Origin of the sequence: Natrinema marinum (genome assembly GCF_024296685.1) — an archaeon.
Taxonomy (GTDB): Archaea; Halobacteriota; Halobacteria; order Halobacteriales; family Natrialbaceae; genus Natrinema; species Natrinema marinum.
This window is the reverse complement of the sequence record NZ_CP100763.1, coordinates 1,616,121-1,630,773: the sequence shown is the minus strand read 5'-3', so window position 1 is coordinate 1,630,773 and position 14,653 is coordinate 1,616,121. Positions and strand designations below refer to the sequence as shown.

The following is a 14,653-nucleotide window of genomic DNA, read 5'->3' as shown; positions in this document are numbered from 1 at the left end:
GCCGCCGCGTGACGGTACGGCGACGATAACAAAGCACGCAGCCAGCCCCTTTTCGGGCAGATGGCACTGACGCTTCTGGATCGGTGGACCGACTCGAGTGCGCTCTCGCTTGGCGTCCTCGGTGTCGGGAACATCGGCATGGTACACTTGAAGTCGGCGCTCGCGATGCCGGACATCGAAGTCGTCGCGGCCGCGGACGCCGTCCCCGAGAACCGCGACCGAGCGGAGCGCGCCGGCGTCTCGCGAACGTACGACGACTACGCGGCGCTGCTCGCCTCCGAGGAACTCGACGCGGCGGTTGTCGCCCTCCCTCCCTTCCTCCACGCCGAAGCCGTCGAACAGGCGGCCGCGGTCGGCGTCGACGTCTTCGTCGAGAAACCGCTCGCTCGCTCGACCGAGGAGGCCGACGCGATGCTCGAGACCGCCCGCGAGGCCGGGATCGCCATCGGCGTCGATCACACGCTGCGCTACCAGCCCGACATGGCCGGCGTCAAGGAGGCCTACGACGACGGGGGCGTCGGCCACGTCCCTTACGCCTCGATTACCCGGCTCAACGACGGCCCGCTCGGCCGGCCGCCGGCGCGCGATGCGCCGCCCTCGTGGCCGCTCGATCCCGACGCGGCCGGCGGCGGCTCCTTGTTCGAACTCGGCGTCCACTGTTTCGACGTCCTCGAGTGGCTGTTCGGCGACCTCGAGGTCCGGGACGCCGCGACGGGCAAGAGCCTCGAGACCGACGTGGAAGACGCCGCGACCGTGCTCATGGAAGCCCCCGAGACCGGGACGACGATCACGCTTCACTGCGGCTCCTACCAGTGGGAGCAACTGCCGGAGGTCAACACCCGGCTGCGCCTCGAGGGTGTGACGGGCACGATCAGCAACAAGGATCACATGCCGGCGAACTTCTACGCCGGCGCGGCGACGTCGGCTCTGAAGAACGTCGCCAGCCGGTTTACCCGGGAGGAACCCGACGTCTTCGGCCCGTCGTTCTACCTCCAGGCTCACTACGACGCGCTGGCGGACTTCTGTGATGCGGTTCGCGCGGACGAACGGCCGCCGGTCGACGGCGCGGACGGCCGACGAACGCTCGAACTCGCCGAAAGCGCCTACGAACTGGCCGCCACGGACGACGGACGCGCGCTCGAGGCTCCGGAGGTGACGCTATGAGCGCCACGGGAGAGGGAATCTCGACGGACAACGCCACAGACGCGACGCGAGTCCGCGCCGTGGGCGTGGACGCCGCCCGCCGCGGCGGCTGGACGCCCGATATCGAGGCGCGCATGGCCGCGCTCGAGACGCCCGTCCGTGAACTCCTCGGGCCCGATATCGAGTCGCTCGCCGCGGCCGACCGGATCACCCTCGTTCCCGACGCTCACTACCCGTTCCACCCCTCGACTGGAACGGTGACCGATCCGGCCGTGGTCGGCTCGCTCGTCGCCCACCTCGAGCGCGAGACCGACGCCGACATCGCCGTCGCCGGCGCGAGCGACGACCGGATCGCGTTCGGCCGGACGGCCGCGTATCTGGGCTACGCGAGCCTGCTCGAGCAGTTCGACGCCGATCTCGTCGATCTGGCCAACGGCTCCCGGACCGAGCACGTCGACACGGTCGACGGCCGTCCGACCGCGCTTTCGGTCCCCGACCGCCTCGCCGAGAGCGCCGTGGTCGTCGTCCCGTCGCTGCGGCCCACCGAGGCCGGCCCGGTCGCGGGCGCGATGCGAACCCTCGCCGGAGTCGTCGACCGCGACGGTGATCCCGATCGGACGCCCGTCGCGGTGACTCGCGCGGTCTCGCCCGATCTCGCCGTCCTCGACGCGACCACCGCCTACGACGGCGATCCGGTCTCGGCGAACGCGCTCTTCGCCGGCTTCGCTCCCGCCGTCGACGCCGTCGCGACCTCCCTGCTCGGTCGTTCGCCGGAGGCTGACGCGGCCCTCGAGACGACCCGCGGTCCCGAGGCCGAGCCGGTCACAGTGGCAGGAGATGTCGATTTCGATCGGCTCCGAGCGCGAATCGGTGACGGCGATCTGCCGCCGGCCGACGAGACGCATCCCGCCGTGTCGGCCGCCTACCGTGTGTACGCCGCGGTGGCCGGCGACGCCGTTCCGCCGCAGCTCGAGGGGAACCGATGACCGAGACGCGCACGGCAGCGGTCACCGGCGCGACCGGGTTTCTCGGCAGCCGGCTCTGCGACCGCCTCCTCGCGGACGGCTGGGAGGTCCGCGGGCTTAGCCGACCGACCTCGGATCGGAGCGGTCTCGAGGGCGTCGACTGGCACGTCGGCGACCTTTTCGACGACGAGACGCTGCCCGACCTCGTCGACGGCGCCGACGCGGTCTTCCACCTCGCGGGGATCGGCCTCTGGAACGCCGGCCCCGAGACCGTCCGGGAAGTGAATCGGGACGGCACCGAGCGCGTGCTCGAGGCCTGCCGCGAGGCCGACGCGGGACGGGTCGTCTTCACCAGTACGTCGGGGACGCGCCGCCCGCAGGGCGACAGCGATTTCGCCGACGAGACGGACGTGGCCGAGCCGATCGGGGCCTACCAAGCCTCGAAGGCCGAGGCCGAAGAGCTGGTCGACCGGTACGCCGAGGGAGACGGCGACGCCGTCACCGTCCACCCGACCTCGATCTTCGGCCCCGGCGACGAGGAGTTCACCGCCCAGTTGCTCGCGATGGGCGTCGAGCCGACGATGCCCGCCCACCTCCCCGGCGGCCTGAGCATCGTCGGCATCTCCGACGTGGTCGACGGCCTGCTGGCGGCCTACGAACGCGGTAGGACGGGCGAGCACTACATCCTCGGCGGCGAGAACCTCACCTACAACTGTGCGGTCTCGCGGATCAGTAACGCCGTCGACGGCTCGCCCGCGCGGATCCGCGTTCCCGCGACCGCGATCCGGGCCGCCGGTCCCGTCGCCGAGGTCGTCGACGCCGTCGCCGATCGCCGACTGTTCCCCTTCGACCGGCAGATGGCCGACCTCGCCACCCAGCGGCTCTTCTACACGTCGCGAAAGGCCAACGAGGAGTTGGGCTACGAGTACCAGCCGCTCGAGGCGCATCTGCCCGAGACGATGGACTGGTACCGAGCGGAAGTGCAGTAATCCTCGACCGTCGCCGATCCCGCCCGTTCCAGCGCAGACAGGCGGTGATACTTCGCGGTTCCTCTTCGTGTCGACGCCCCCTCGGATCGGCAGGTACCGAGCTTACGCGGGTGCAGGCGGATGGCGCGCCGTCTCGATCCAAAAGTCTTCGATGGCCTGGGCCATCGAGTCGAACTCGATCGGTCCAGTCGGTTTCGTCAGATACGCGTTCGCGTTCTTCTCGTAACTTTTCACGATGTCCTCTTCGGCGTCCGAACTGGAGAGGACGAGCACCGGCGGCGGTGGATGCTCAAGTTCTTCGTCGAGCGCTTCGAGCACCGTCAATCCGTCCAGCCGCGGGAGGTTCAAATCGAGCAGGATCAGATCGAGCTGACTGTCTACCTCCCCTCGCTGGCTGCGGTGCATGTAGTGTGCCGCCTCCGCCCCGTCGGTGACGACGTGAAACCGTACGTTCTTGTCCGTGGACTTGAACGCCTCCTGGGTGAGGCGGACGTCACCGGGGTTGTCCTCCACGAGCAAGAGCTCGACCGGTTCGCCGGGGGTAGAATCTGCCATGTCTCTCTTTCCCGACCGACCGGTGTAAGCTCCGTTCCTATACAGATGGGGACTCGTTCGGCGGTCAGCGCCGCGGAGAGTCAGGGGAGTCCGGGTTTTCGCAGCCGTCACTCGAGCCGGCCCGCGATCTCCACGCGTTCGGTTTCGTCGCTCGCTTCGGTCTCGATCACCCGCCCCGCCACCCGCTCGTAGACCTCGAGCATCCGTTCCGCCGTGCGGTCGATGCTCACCTCGCGGGCCGCCTCGCGGCCGTTCGACCGCTCGCCGCGCTCCAAGACCTCGAGCAGTCCGCGGACGAGTTCCTCGTCGGTCGCGGCCACGACAGACGGATCGACGCCGGCGAGCCGTTCCCGAACGTCGCCGACGTCGACGGCGACGACGGGGAGGTTGCAGGCCAGCGCCTCCTTGACCGAATTCGGCGAACCTTCGCTGTGGGAGGTCAACAGGAGGGCGTCGGCGGCGTTCATATAGTCGGAGACGGCGTCGTGGTCGACGCCCGAGACGGTTCGCAGTCTGACCGGGCGCTCGAGGAGGTTGTCGACGACGGCCGTGACGCGCTCGGCCCGCGGATAGTTTTTCACCTTTCGAGCGGGCGAGTACGGAAAGAGCACGTCGTACCCATCCTCGTCGTCCCAGCCGACTCGTTCTCTGGCGCGGTCCTGTGGCTCCGGTCGGAACTTCTCCAAGTCGACGCCGTCGGGGATCACCGTGCAGTCCCGGCCGAGGACCTCGCGCATCTCCTCGGACATGACGACGACCTCGTCACAGAACGGCGCCGACGCCCGACTCACGGGCGCGACGGGACCGTGAACGTCCGAGCCCCACAGCGAGAGGACGACCGGTTTGCGGACCTGCGCGAGCGCCATCGGCGCGGTCAGGCCGTAGTGGGCGTGGACCAGGTCGTAGCCGTTCCCGGCCTCCCTGACGACCTCGGGGACCGTTCGGAGGTAGTCCGTCGGCCCTCGAGCGGTGTCGGCGTCGACCTCCCCGGCGACGGACAGCGTCGAAAAGGTGACGCCCCGCTCCTCGAGCGCGTCGATCTGCTCGGTCATGAACGGGGCGTCGGCGTTCGCCGTGACTGTGAGGACGTGCATCTCGAGTGGGTGGGGAAACGAGTCGAGTGCGTTTTGTTATCCGCCGGGTCCCCGCGAGTTTTCTTCACGTACAACTAGATGTGCGGGCGGTACAGTGCGATTTCCGCCCGATCACCGCCGTAGTAATGCTATTACAAAGGGTCGACGGCGGGTAGTCGGGGGCGATGCGGATCCTCGTCTTGGCGAACACGCCCGCACACGTCCACCTGTATCGAAACGCCGTCGACCGCCTCGAGGCGGCGGGCCACGACGTGCTCGTGCTTACCCGGGAGTACGCCTGTACGACCGACCTACTCGACTACTTCGATATGCCCTACCGGGTCTACGGCGACCACGGAACGGAGCGGTTCTCGAAACTCCAGTTCGCTCGCGAACTGGGGGGCCAGTTCCTCTCGATCGGAACCCAGGCGGTCCGGTTCGATCCGGACGTCGTCTTCGGTCGCGGCCCCTACGCGGCCTACGCCGGCACGCTCACGCGGACGCCGGTCGTCCTCGTCTTAGACGACGAGCCCGGCGATTTCAACCACACCGTCTCTCGCCCCTTTGCCGACTGCATCATCTCCCCGGAGGTGACGCGTCGCGATCTCGGCGACGACCACTACACCTTCGACGGCTTCAAGGAGTGCGCCTATCTCCACCCCGACGTGTTCGAGCCGCGAGGCGACGTCCGCGAGTACCTCGACGTCGGCCCCGACGAGCCGTACGTCCTCGTCCGGTTCAACGCCCTCGACGCCCTCCACGACGCCGACCTCGAGGGGTTCCGGCCCGAACAGCGACGCGACCTGATCGAACGGCTGAGCGAGGAGGCGACGGTCTTCGTCTCCGACGAGGGCGGCGACATGGACCTCCGCGAGCTCCCCGCGCGACCCTACGATCTCCACCCCGCGCTGATCCACGACGCGATGGCCGAGGCCTCGCTGCTGGTCGCCGACACCGGGACGATGGCCACCGAGGCCGCGTTGCTCGGCACGCCCGCCTTCCGCTATCGCGGCACCGACGACCACGAGTACGGCGAGTTTCGTGAACTCGAGCGCGCCGGCCTCGCCGAGCAGTTCGACGCCTACGACGCGGTCCGCGATCGTTCGCTCGAGATCCTCGCCGACGACGAGGCGGGAGAACGGTGGCAGCGCCGTCGGCAGGAGTACGTCGGCGACCTCGTGAACCTGACCGATCTGCTCGTCGACGTTGCTCAATCTCGCGGGACGGTCGAGCGACTGGATCGGTCGACCAAGCGGGTGCTCCAGCCGCGGTCGCGGTCGACGTAGCCGTCGTCGCGCCGACGGCGGCACAGCGGACGTAAAAATATCATTGAAAATAATGTTGTATCGGCGGTCACGAAACGCTTATACCCATCTCCGGAAAAGGTCCGACAACCCCCCGTTCTATGAGTCTCTCCACACTGCTCAGTGAACTGCTCACCGGATCCGAGTCCGAATCGGGGACGGAATCTCCCGCAGCAGCGCCCGAAGGCGGCGATGGTGCGCGGTCGGTCACGGTAGTTCACGAGTGTCGCGATTGCGGAACGAACGTGTCGGCCGACACGACCCGATGTCCGGCCTGCGACGGCGACGATATCGTCACTCACTCGATCGACTGACGCGGCGCCCGCTCGTCGCTCACCGCTTCGAGACCCCGCTCGCGTTCGGCGGTTTCGTGTTCGTCCCACGGCACCTCGAGATCCTCGTTCGCCTCGGCGTCGAGCCGGATAGCGGTGCCGAGCGAGATCAGTCCCAGCAACACGGCGACGAACGAAGCGACGCCGCCGGAAAAGCCGTCGTTTCCACGCGCCGCTCGAGCGGCTGCGCCGGCCAGGCCCGACACTCCGCCGGCCAGTCCCGCGGCCCCGGCCCCGTAGTAGAGGATAGCCGGGTTGAACGACCGAACGAGGTACCGCGTCTTTAGCCGCCAACAGAAGCTCTGGAGCAGCAAGGTGGAGACGAACTTGATGAACGGCACGTACTTGATGCTGCTCTCCTCGTCGCCGTAGACGGCCGTCATCGGCACGTCGGCGACCCGACAGCCCGCCACGTTGAGGTGCGTCAGGATGTGGTTGAGGAAGCCGTACTGGTCGGTGATCTTCGAGAGGTCGAGTCGCTCGATCGCGTCCCTCGAGATGGCGGTGTAGCCGTTCTGCGGGTCGCCGATCGACCAGTAGCCGGTAGCGAACTTCGAGAGGCCGGTGAGCATGGCGTTACCGACGAACCGGAACGTCGACATGTCCTCGCGGTCGTCGGGGCTGAGTAGCCGGTTGCCCTTGGCGTAGTCCGCCTCGTCCTCGACGACCGGATCGAGGATACGATCGAGAATCTCGGGGTCCATCTGGCCGTCGCCGTTCATCACCGCGACGACGTCCATCCCGTCGTCGGCGGCCCGGCGGTAGCCGGTCTTGACCGCCGCGCCGTAGCCGCGGTTCTCTTCGTGGCGGATCGGGACGACGCGCCGGTCGTCGCCGCCGTCGGCTACCGCGACCGCTGGTTCGCTTCCTTCGGTCCCGATCTCGGCGTTGACTCGCGTCGCGACCCGCTGGATCACGTCCCAGCTCTCGTCCGGCGACCGATCGTCGACGGCGTAGATCCGGTCGACGAACGACGGCACCGTCTCGATCACGCGGCCGACGAACGCCGCCTCGTCGTAGGCGGTGACGACGACGCCGATCCGTTTGCCCTTATACATCCGTGCCTCCGTCGGTGGTCGCGTTCAGCGTCTCTGGATCGTCGCGTTCGATCTCTCCCACGCCGTCGCTATCGCCCCGCGGCGGCCGGCCGTCGCGCGAGCCCGCGAGGTCGTACTCGCGATGTCGCGTCCCGGTCAGGTCGACCGCGTCTCGGCCGTCCACGACGATCATCGGCTCGAGGCAGTCCCACTCGATCCGGTCGAACTCGTCGTGGGGTGTGACGACCACGGCCGCGTCGAACGTCTCGTCGGGCAAGTCGTCGATCTCGACGGGTCGCGCGCCGTACTCGGCCGGATCGACGAGCGGATCGACGCCCGCGACGGCCGCGTCCCGCTCGTGGAGTTCGTCGATGACGCCGAGCGCCGGCGAGGCGCGGGTCTCCTCGACACCGGGTCGGTAGGTGATCCCGAGGACGGCGACCGACGCGTCCGCGAGGGCGGTCCCCTCACCGGCGAGTTCGCGCTCGAGGCGGTCGACGACGACGGCGGGCATCTCGTCGTTGACTCGCCTGGCCGTCTCGGTGACGGCCATCGGCTCGTCGGTTCGTCCGAGCAGGAAGTGCGGGTAATAGGGGATGCAGTGGCCACCGACGCCCGGTCCGGGTTCGTGGAGTTGACACATCGGGAGGTCGTTGGCCGTGTCGATCGACTCGCGGACCGAGATCCCGAACTCGTCGGCGAGCCTGCCCAGTTCGTTCGCCAGCCCGATGTTCACGTCGCGGTAGATCCCCTCGAACACCTTGACCGCCTCCGCGGTCGTCGCGTCAGAGACGGGGTGGACCTCGTTGTCCGAGAGCTTGTCGTAGACGATCTCGGCGGCTCGAGTGCTCTCCGAGTCGACGCCGCCGACGACCTTCGGATACTCGCCGCGGATGTCCCGTAGCGCCGTTCCGGAGGAGGTCCGCTCCGGGCAGAACGCGAGCCCGAACTCGTCGGGTGCGAGGCCGCTTTCGCTCGCGAGATGGGGCTGCAGTACGTCCCGGCAGGTCCCCGGCGGCAGCGTCGACTCGGCGATCACCAGGTCGCCGGGCGAGAGGCCGGCCGCGATGTCGTCGACGACCGACTCGACCGTCGTCAGGTCCGGCTCGTTCTCGTCGTCCAGCAGCGTCGGGACGATGATCACGTGGATCCGCGCCGTCTCGGCCGCTGCCGGCCCGTCGGTGGTCGCCGCCAGCCGGCCCGCGTCGACCTGCTCGGCGACGAGGTCGTCGAGCCCCGGTTCGCCGAGGACGTGGCTCTCGCAGCCTTCGATCGTCTCGACGACGGCCGGGTCGACATCGACGCCAGTCACGTTCCCCGTCGTCTCGGCGTAGACAGCCGCCAGCGGGAGCCCCATCTTGCCGAGGCCGTAGACGGCGACCGGTATCTCGCCGCTCGTCAGGCGCTCGCGCTGCCGGTCGGCCGACAAGCTCGAGCCGTAGAGCCCCGCAGCGTCGCCCTCGAGCGGGTCGGTCGCGGTCTCGGACATCAGACCTCCACCTCCCGTTCTGCGGAGTCGCCGTCGGTCTCGGCTCCGTCGGCCTCGTCGTCGCGCCCCTCTGGCGGTCCCAGCGCGAGCCGATCGATCATCCGGACCGTCTCGAGGGCCCGAATCCCGTCTTCGGCGGTGACTTCCGGTTCGGAGCCGGTGCGGACGGCCGCGACGAACGACTCGAGTTCGTTCCGGAGCGGCTCGCCGGTGTCGACGCGCGGGCGCTCGACGACGCTCTCGTGGCGGTACCGCGACTGGCCGTCGTCGGTGAGATACTCGGGGTAGGAGTCGCGGTGGATCAGCACCGACTGCTCTAAGTAGTCGACCTCGACGAGGCACTCGCGGGCGGTGACGGTGAGTTTGCGCACTTTCTTCTGGGTGACGCGGCTGGCAGTCAACGTCGCGACGACATCATCGTACTCGATGGTCGCGGTGGCGTACTGTCCGTTTTCGGTCCCCGTCGCGGCGATCGAGTGCGGCCGCTCGTCCAAGATCGAGCCGACGACGTCGACGTCGTGGACCATCAGGTCGAAGACGACGTTGCCGGGTGCCGTTCGATCGATCGGCGGGCCGAGGCGTTCTGCCTCGACGCCGATCACGTCCAGGTCCTCGATCACCTCCTCGACGGCCTGTACCGCTGGATTGAACCGTTCGATGTGGCCGACCTGCAGGACGAGCCCCGCTTCGCGGGCCTGCTCGGCCAGCCGTTCGCCCTGCTCGACCGTCTCGGCGATCGGTTTCTCGACCAGGACGTGGACGCCCGCCTCGAGACAGGTCGCCACCGTCTCGTAGTGGGCGTGGGTCGGGACGGCCACGGTCACCAGATCGCAGCGCTCGAGCAGCGTCTCGAGGTCGACCGGCTCCGTTTCGTACTCGGCGGCGACGCGCAGGGCGATCTCGTCGTCGTGGTCGGTGATGCCGGCGAGGTCGACGCCGGGGAGTTCGGCGTAGACGCGCGCGTGGTTTTCGCCCATCGAGCCGACGCCAATGACGCCGGCCCGAAGCTGTTCGTCAGTCGTCTCGTCTGCGGTATCTGTGCTCATTGGTTGGCGAAGTGGTCGCGTACTGCTCGGACGACGATCCGCCGGTCGCGCTCGGAGAGGCCCGGGTGGACGGGCAGGGAGAGGACCTCCTCGGCCGCTCGCTCCGCGTGCGGGAGCCGCGCCGCGGCCGTGCTGACCGTCTCGTAGGCCGGCTGGCGGTGGATCGGCGTGTCGTAGTAGATTCCCGTTCCGACCTCGCGCTCGGCGAGGCTCGCCTCGAGAGCGTCCCGGTCGTCGGTCCGGACCGTGTACTGGTGGTAGACGTGGCGGGAGTCGGTCGGCTCCGTCGGCGTCTCGAGCGGGAGGTCGGCGAGTCGTTCGTCGTAGAACCGGGCGTTCTCCCGGCGCGCGCGGTTGAACGCGGGCAGGCGCTCAAGCTGGGCACGGCCGATCGCCGCCTCGATGCTCGTCATCCGGAAGTTGTGCCCGAGAGCGACGTGGTCGTAGCCGCCCGTGCCGCTGACGTCCCGGCCGTGGTTGACGTAGCTCGCGGCGCGGTCGGCCACGTCCTCGCGGTCGGTGACGACGATGCCGCCCTCGGCGGTGGTCATGTTCTTCGTCGGGTAGAACGAGAAGCAGGCCACGTCGCCGAAGGTGCCGACCCGCCGCCCGTCGATTTTCGCGCCGTGGGCCTGACAGGCGTCCTCGACGACGAACAGGTCGTGCTCGTCGGCGAGGTCACACAGCGCCGGCATGGCTGCCGGCAGGCCGTAGAGGTGGACGGGAAGCAGGCCGACGATGTCGTCGCGCTCCGTGAGGACCCGCTCCACGTCGGCCGGGTCGAGCGTGTACGTCTCGGGATCGATGTCCGTGAAGACGGGTTTGCCGCCGGCCAGTCGAATCGCGTTCGCGCTCGCGACGAAGGAAAACGGCGAAGTGATCACCGCGTCGCCGTCTTCGAGCCCGACCGCCTCGAGCGCGGCGTGTAACGCGGTCGTCCCGTTCGCCGTCGCGACCGCGTCGTCGGTGCCACAGTAGGCCGCGAATTCGTCCTCGAAGGCTCTGACTTCCGGGCCGTCGGCGAGCCGTCCCTCCTCGAGGAGCGACTGGACGCGCTCGAGGGCGTCGGCGCTGAGTTCGGGATCGGCGATCGGGACCGGTCCCGCCGCATCGGCGTCGAACTCCGCGTCGGTGGTCGCGGTCCCGGTCCCGCCGTCCGTGCTCGCCTCCGTCCCGCCGTCGGTTTCGGGGTTCCGTTCGGCGTCAGTCATGCGATTTGATTCTCCCCCTCCAGCGGGTCCGGCAGCGTCTGGACGGTCGCCGGCGTGCCGACGGCGAGGCTGTCGGCCGGCACGTCGTCGGTGACGACGGCACCGGCCGCGACGAACGCGTTCTCGCCGATCGTCACACCGGGCAGCAGCGTCGCGTTCGCACCGACGGACGCGCCGTCCTCGATCGTCGGCCCCTCGAGGCCAGCGTCGGTCCGGATTGGGTACTCGTCGTTGGTCAACACCGCGCCGGGCCCGACGAAGACGTTGTTTCCGATCGTCGTCTGGGTCGGGACGTAGACGTTCGTCTGGAGGCTGACGTGGGAGCCGATCGACGTCTGACCATCGATGACCGTTTTGGTCCCGACGAGTACGTCGTCGCCGATCGTCGTTCCCTCGCGGACGAGCACGTGGTGGCCCGTCGCGAAGCCGTCGCCGATCGTCACGTCGCCGTAGACGATCGAGCCGGCCCTGATCGTCGCATCGTCGCCGATCCGCGTCGGTTCGTCGAACTCGCCGTAGCCGACCGTCGCGTCGCCGTCGATCGTACAACCGTCGCCCCGGACGACTTCCCGCACCGCTTCGCTCATCGCGGTTCACCTCCGCCGCGGTCGCTCGCGGTCCCGCTCGAGCGAACGCGACGCCGATGGGTCGTCGTTCGCGTCTGCACCGCTACTCGGCGTCGTAGTCGGTCGCGTATTCCTGTCATAGTGAATCGATACCCGCGTGGGCAGTCGTGCTGATACAGCCGGTAACGAGGCTTTGTTATCCCCGCCCTGAGGGGTCCGTAGTCGCGAACTACAGAAACGGTGAACCCGAGCGGCGCTGCCGGCCGCGGACGGCACCCTTCTGGGTATATTCGAACGAGTGATCCGTTCCGCCCGCTGAAACATCTCATTCGGTGTCTATCACGCGTTCTAACAGGTATAACGCCCTTTCGCGCAGGTAGCCGAGTGATAGTAAAGGGCCACAGGCTGGCATACGATGCTGTGAGGTATCCGACCACACCCGGGAGACGGGACCGGGACCCGATACGACACCACGAGGGCAGCCATGGCTGACAGCGAGCTCACACAGGCAGAGCTATTCGACGTATTCAGTAACGCACGGAGACGACGCGCGGTCCAGTATCTCAAACGACGGGGTGGTAGCTGCGACCTCGCGCCGCTCGTCGAGCAGGTCGCCGCCTGGGAGAACGACATCGAACCCGACGACGTCACCCGAACTCAGCGCCGGCGGGTCTACATCTCCCTCTACCAAACGCACCTGCCGATGCTCGAGGACCACGGTATCGTCGACTGGGATCCGGACGGCCACGAGATCGAGTTGCTCCCCAGCGAGGACCAGTTCGAACCGTACCTCGACCGCCAACTCGAGGGGGATCGATCGTGGCACCGCTTCTACGCGAGCGTGACGGCGGTCGGCGTCGTGGCCTTCGCACTCTCGTCGCTGGCCGTTGGTCCGCTGTCGGCGGGCCTCGCGCCGATCGTCGCCGTCGGCCTCTGTCTCCTCGTTCTCATCCTCGCGGCCGTACAACACCTCTCGCGTCGCCCTGGGACGACGCTTCCGTTCGGCTTTGCGAGCCGATAACCTGCCGTCTCCCTCGTTGACCTCCTGTCGGCCGCCGCGATAGCACCGCATCGGCCACGACCGACCGTTCTTGCCCGTCTGACCGTCGGTTCTAGGTATCGAGCGACGGAGTGTGACCCGATTCGAGTGTGGAGGCCGACCGAAGAACTGAACGCATCAGGCTAGGGCGCGCGGAACGGTCACACGCGCCGACAGCGGCTCGGGCGCGACGAAATGTCGCGACGGGGTTACTCGTCCGTCACAGTGACCCAGAAGTGGGTGTCCTCGATCGCGTTGTCGATCGTCGGGTCGTCCGGGGGTTCGCCCTGGTACAGCAAGACGGTGATTCGGACGGTCTCACCGGGCCCCGCCGTCGGCGTGACCGACCGTCGGCCGGTCCCCGTCGATCCGTCGTCGACGCTCGCCTCGATCCGCCGCAGTTCCGTCCGCTCGACGACCTCGCCGTCCGACACCGCGTGTTGCTGAACGACGACGGTGTACTCGCGCTGTTCGCCCTCCTGGTTCTCGATCGAGAGGATGAACGGCACCGACTCGCCCGGCTCGATGTCGCTCGGCAGTCCGCCGGCGACCATCTCGCCGTCCTCGTCCTCGCTGTAGAGCGCGAGTTCGGTGAATCCGCCCGCCGATGCAGGCATCAGGAAGCCGACGAACAGGGCGCTGACCGCCAGCCCGATCGCGAGGACGAGCACGACCGACGAGACCGCCACGGCGCCGGTGTCGTCGCCACGGAGCCGCTCGAGGCCCGCGGTCAGCGAGACGGTAAACCGCTCCCCATCGGGAACGCGAAGCCGCCGGACGGCTCCGAGCTGTGCGGTGAGGACCGTCACCAGCGTCAGCGCCGCCGCGACCGAGGTGGTCGTCAGCCCCCACTCCGTGAACGGAAGGGCGATGGCGATTACCGGGACGATCGCCAGCGACAGGACGAACGCCAGCCCCGCGCGTTCGATCGCGTCGATCCCGCGGGGACGGGTGACGACGGCCGCCGCCGTCGAGGCCGTTTCCTGCGCGGGCCGCTTGTCGGCCGGAAAGAGGACCGAAACGACCGCATACCCCGGGAGGAACAGGGCGAGTGGGAACGTCACGAACAGCCGCAGACTACTGTCGGTGTCGAACGTCGTCACGATCGCGGACGCCAGCAATGCGCCGATCGAGACGGCCGCAAGATCGAACGGGTACCGTCGGACGATCCCGATCCCAGTCCAGGTGTTCGTTCGATGACTCATCGACGATACACCGACGTTCGCTGCGCAGTGCGCCGTCTCCGTGCGAACAATACGGATGCCATTCTCGTTGCACCGATACACTCATCGGTGCTTTGTTATGGCCGAGTTACCGACACGACCGACGACCGACGCGACCGCTCGAGTCGCGGCCGTAGCGGCGCCGAAAGCGTGGCTCTCCCGGACCCGGCGCTGTGGCTGCTGACGGCCGTCAGAAGTCGATGTACTGGGCCTCCCACTCCCGACGCTCCTCGATCTGCCGTCGGCCGGCGTCGGTGATCGCGTAGTAGTTGGTTCGCCTGTCGAGTTGCCCCTTCTCGACCAGCTCCTTGTTGACGAGCGTATCCAGGTTGGGATACAACCGCCCATGATTGATCTCTGAGCTGTAGTACTGTTCGACCTCGTCCTTGACGGTCTGCCCCGACGGTCGGTCAGCGCCCGCGATCACGTAGAGCAGATCGCGCTGGAAGCCGGTCAGATCGTGCATTGCTCAATCACACTGACCGTTCCAGTGAGTGGATATTTGTTATCCGTATCATACAGCAACCGACGCGCTCGTTCACACGGTATTACTCGAGAGAAAGATTCTATTCGACGGACAGTCGCTCGTCGACGAGAATCCGCCATCGATCGACCACGCTCCCCCTCTCCGGTCGATCTCGGTCGGTGCTCGCCGGCTCGAGCGCTCGGTGACTGTTTCCT

15 protein-coding genes are annotated in these 14,653 nt (G+C 68.0%); 6 read left to right on the top strand and 9 right to left on the bottom strand.

Going from position 1 to position 14,653, the window contains the following annotated elements:
- Positions 1–60 precede the first annotated feature (60 nt).
- From NKH51_RS08080 to NKH51_RS08070, 3 genes are read left to right on the top strand one after another with little or no spacing between them, the layout of a single operon-like run.
- Positions 61–1,164: a Gfo/Idh/MocA family protein gene (locus tag NKH51_RS08080; protein WP_254764789.1), complete on the top strand. Its 1,104-nt coding sequence runs from the start codon at positions 61–63 to the stop codon at positions 1,162–1,164.
- On the top strand, positions 1,161–2,129 hold the full coding sequence (locus NKH51_RS08075) for a DUF362 domain-containing protein (RefSeq protein WP_254764787.1): 969 nt from the start codon (positions 1,161–1,163) through the stop codon (positions 2,127–2,129). Before NKH51_RS08080 ends, NKH51_RS08075 begins: the two co-directional genes overlap by 4 nt.
- Positions 2,126–3,097: an NAD-dependent epimerase/dehydratase family protein gene (locus NKH51_RS08070; protein WP_254764786.1), complete on the top strand. Its 972-nt coding sequence runs from the start codon at positions 2,126–2,128 to the stop codon at positions 3,095–3,097. The genes NKH51_RS08075 and NKH51_RS08070 overlap by 4 nt, the downstream gene beginning before the upstream one ends.
- A gap of 102 nt (positions 3,098–3,199) precedes the next feature.
- On the opposite strand, the gene NKH51_RS08065 is transcribed toward NKH51_RS08070, so the two are convergent.
- On the bottom strand, positions 3,200–3,652 hold the full coding sequence (locus NKH51_RS08065) for a response regulator (RefSeq protein WP_254764785.1): 453 nt from the start codon (positions 3,650–3,652) through the stop codon (positions 3,200–3,202).
- A gap of 107 nt (positions 3,653–3,759) precedes the next feature.
- Positions 3,760–4,746 (bottom strand): glycosyltransferase, encoded by a 987-nt coding sequence (locus NKH51_RS08060; protein ID WP_254764783.1) that lies wholly within the window; start codon positions 4,744–4,746, stop codon positions 3,760–3,762.
- Between the two features lie 164 nt (positions 4,747–4,910).
- On the opposite strand from NKH51_RS08060, the gene NKH51_RS08055 reads away from it, so the two are divergent.
- Entirely contained in the window at positions 4,911–6,011 is a 1,101-nt protein-coding gene (locus tag NKH51_RS08055; RefSeq protein ID WP_254764782.1) for a DUF354 domain-containing protein, read from the top strand.
- Positions 6,012–6,130: 119 nt separating this feature from the next.
- Positions 6,131–6,343, top strand: a complete 213-nt coding sequence (locus NKH51_RS08050) for a hypothetical protein (RefSeq protein ID WP_254764780.1) — start codon at positions 6,131–6,133, stop codon at positions 6,341–6,343.
- Here the strand turns inward: NKH51_RS08050 and NKH51_RS08045 are convergent.
- Genes NKH51_RS08045 through NKH51_RS08025 form a run of 5 tightly spaced genes read right to left on the bottom strand, consistent with a single transcriptional unit; the run spans position 6,328 to position 11,731 of the window.
- Positions 6,328–7,419: a glycosyltransferase family 2 protein gene (locus NKH51_RS08045; protein WP_254764778.1), complete on the bottom strand. Its 1,092-nt coding sequence runs from the start codon at positions 7,417–7,419 to the stop codon at positions 6,328–6,330. The genes NKH51_RS08050 and NKH51_RS08045 overlap by 16 nt on opposite strands.
- Positions 7,412–8,887, bottom strand: a complete 1,476-nt coding sequence (locus tag NKH51_RS08040; RefSeq protein ID WP_254764776.1) for a nucleotide sugar dehydrogenase — start codon at positions 8,885–8,887, stop codon at positions 7,412–7,414. Before NKH51_RS08040 ends, NKH51_RS08045 begins: the two co-directional genes overlap by 8 nt.
- Positions 8,887–9,933 (bottom strand): Gfo/Idh/MocA family protein, encoded by a 1,047-nt coding sequence (locus NKH51_RS08035; protein WP_254764774.1) that lies wholly within the window; start codon positions 9,931–9,933, stop codon positions 8,887–8,889. Before NKH51_RS08035 ends, NKH51_RS08040 begins: the two co-directional genes overlap by 1 nt.
- Positions 9,930–11,144, bottom strand: a complete 1,215-nt coding sequence (locus tag NKH51_RS08030; RefSeq protein ID WP_254764772.1) for a DegT/DnrJ/EryC1/StrS family aminotransferase — start codon at positions 11,142–11,144, stop codon at positions 9,930–9,932. The genes NKH51_RS08035 and NKH51_RS08030 overlap by 4 nt, the downstream gene beginning before the upstream one ends.
- Complete coding sequence (locus NKH51_RS08025) at positions 11,141–11,731, bottom strand: acyltransferase (protein WP_254764770.1); 591 nt, start codon at positions 11,729–11,731, stop codon at positions 11,141–11,143. Before NKH51_RS08025 ends, NKH51_RS08030 begins: the two co-directional genes overlap by 4 nt.
- Positions 11,732–12,194: 463 nt before the next feature.
- Between NKH51_RS08025 and NKH51_RS08020 the strand changes: the two genes are divergently transcribed.
- Positions 12,195–12,731, top strand: a complete 537-nt coding sequence (locus NKH51_RS08020; RefSeq protein ID WP_254764768.1) for a DUF7344 domain-containing protein — start codon at positions 12,195–12,197, stop codon at positions 12,729–12,731.
- A 227-nt stretch (positions 12,732–12,958) separates the two neighbouring features.
- On the opposite strand, the gene NKH51_RS08015 is transcribed toward NKH51_RS08020, so the two are convergent.
- Both NKH51_RS08015 and NKH51_RS08010 read right to left on the bottom strand, forming a co-directional pair.
- Entirely contained in the window at positions 12,959–13,954 is a 996-nt protein-coding gene (locus NKH51_RS08015) for a DUF1616 domain-containing protein (RefSeq protein WP_254764766.1), read from the bottom strand.
- A 208-nt stretch (positions 13,955–14,162) separates the two neighbouring features.
- Positions 14,163–14,438, bottom strand: coding sequence for a PadR family transcriptional regulator (locus NKH51_RS08010; protein WP_254764764.1), 276 nt, complete (start codon positions 14,436–14,438; stop codon positions 14,163–14,165).
- Positions 14,439–14,653: the final 215 nt, after the last annotated feature.

Coding starts and splice junctions, on each gene's coding strand:
- NKH51_RS08080 (WP_254764789.1), top strand. CDS start 61: ATGGCACTGACGCTTCTGGATCGGTGGACCGACTCGAGTGCGCTCTCG.
- NKH51_RS08075 (WP_254764787.1), top strand. CDS start 1,161: ATGAGCGCCACGGGAGAGGGAATCTCGACGGACAACGCCACAGACGCG.
- NKH51_RS08070 (WP_254764786.1), top strand. CDS start 2,126: ATGACCGAGACGCGCACGGCAGCGGTCACCGGCGCGACCGGGTTTCTC.
- NKH51_RS08065 (WP_254764785.1), bottom strand. CDS start 3,652: ATGGCAGATTCTACCCCCGGCGAACCGGTCGAGCTCTTGCTCGTGGAG.
- NKH51_RS08060 (WP_254764783.1), bottom strand. CDS start 4,746: ATGCACGTCCTCACAGTCACGGCGAACGCCGACGCCCCGTTCATGACC.
- NKH51_RS08055 (WP_254764782.1), top strand. CDS start 4,911: ATGCGGATCCTCGTCTTGGCGAACACGCCCGCACACGTCCACCTGTAT.
- NKH51_RS08050 (WP_254764780.1), top strand. CDS start 6,131: ATGAGTCTCTCCACACTGCTCAGTGAACTGCTCACCGGATCCGAGTCC.
- NKH51_RS08045 (WP_254764778.1), bottom strand. CDS start 7,419: ATGTATAAGGGCAAACGGATCGGCGTCGTCGTCACCGCCTACGACGAG.
- NKH51_RS08040 (WP_254764776.1), bottom strand. CDS start 8,887: ATGTCCGAGACCGCGACCGACCCGCTCGAGGGCGACGCTGCGGGGCTC.
- NKH51_RS08035 (WP_254764774.1), bottom strand. CDS start 9,933: ATGAGCACAGATACCGCAGACGAGACGACTGACGAACAGCTTCGGGCC.
- NKH51_RS08030 (WP_254764772.1), bottom strand. CDS start 11,144: ATGACTGACGCCGAACGGAACCCCGAAACCGACGGCGGGACGGAGGCG.
- NKH51_RS08025 (WP_254764770.1), bottom strand. CDS start 11,731: ATGAGCGAAGCGGTGCGGGAAGTCGTCCGGGGCGACGGTTGTACGATC.
- NKH51_RS08020 (WP_254764768.1), top strand. CDS start 12,195: ATGGCTGACAGCGAGCTCACACAGGCAGAGCTATTCGACGTATTCAGT.
- NKH51_RS08015 (WP_254764766.1), bottom strand. CDS start 13,954: ATGAGTCATCGAACGAACACCTGGACTGGGATCGGGATCGTCCGACGG.
- NKH51_RS08010 (WP_254764764.1), bottom strand. CDS start 14,438: ATGCACGATCTGACCGGCTTCCAGCGCGATCTGCTCTACGTGATCGCG.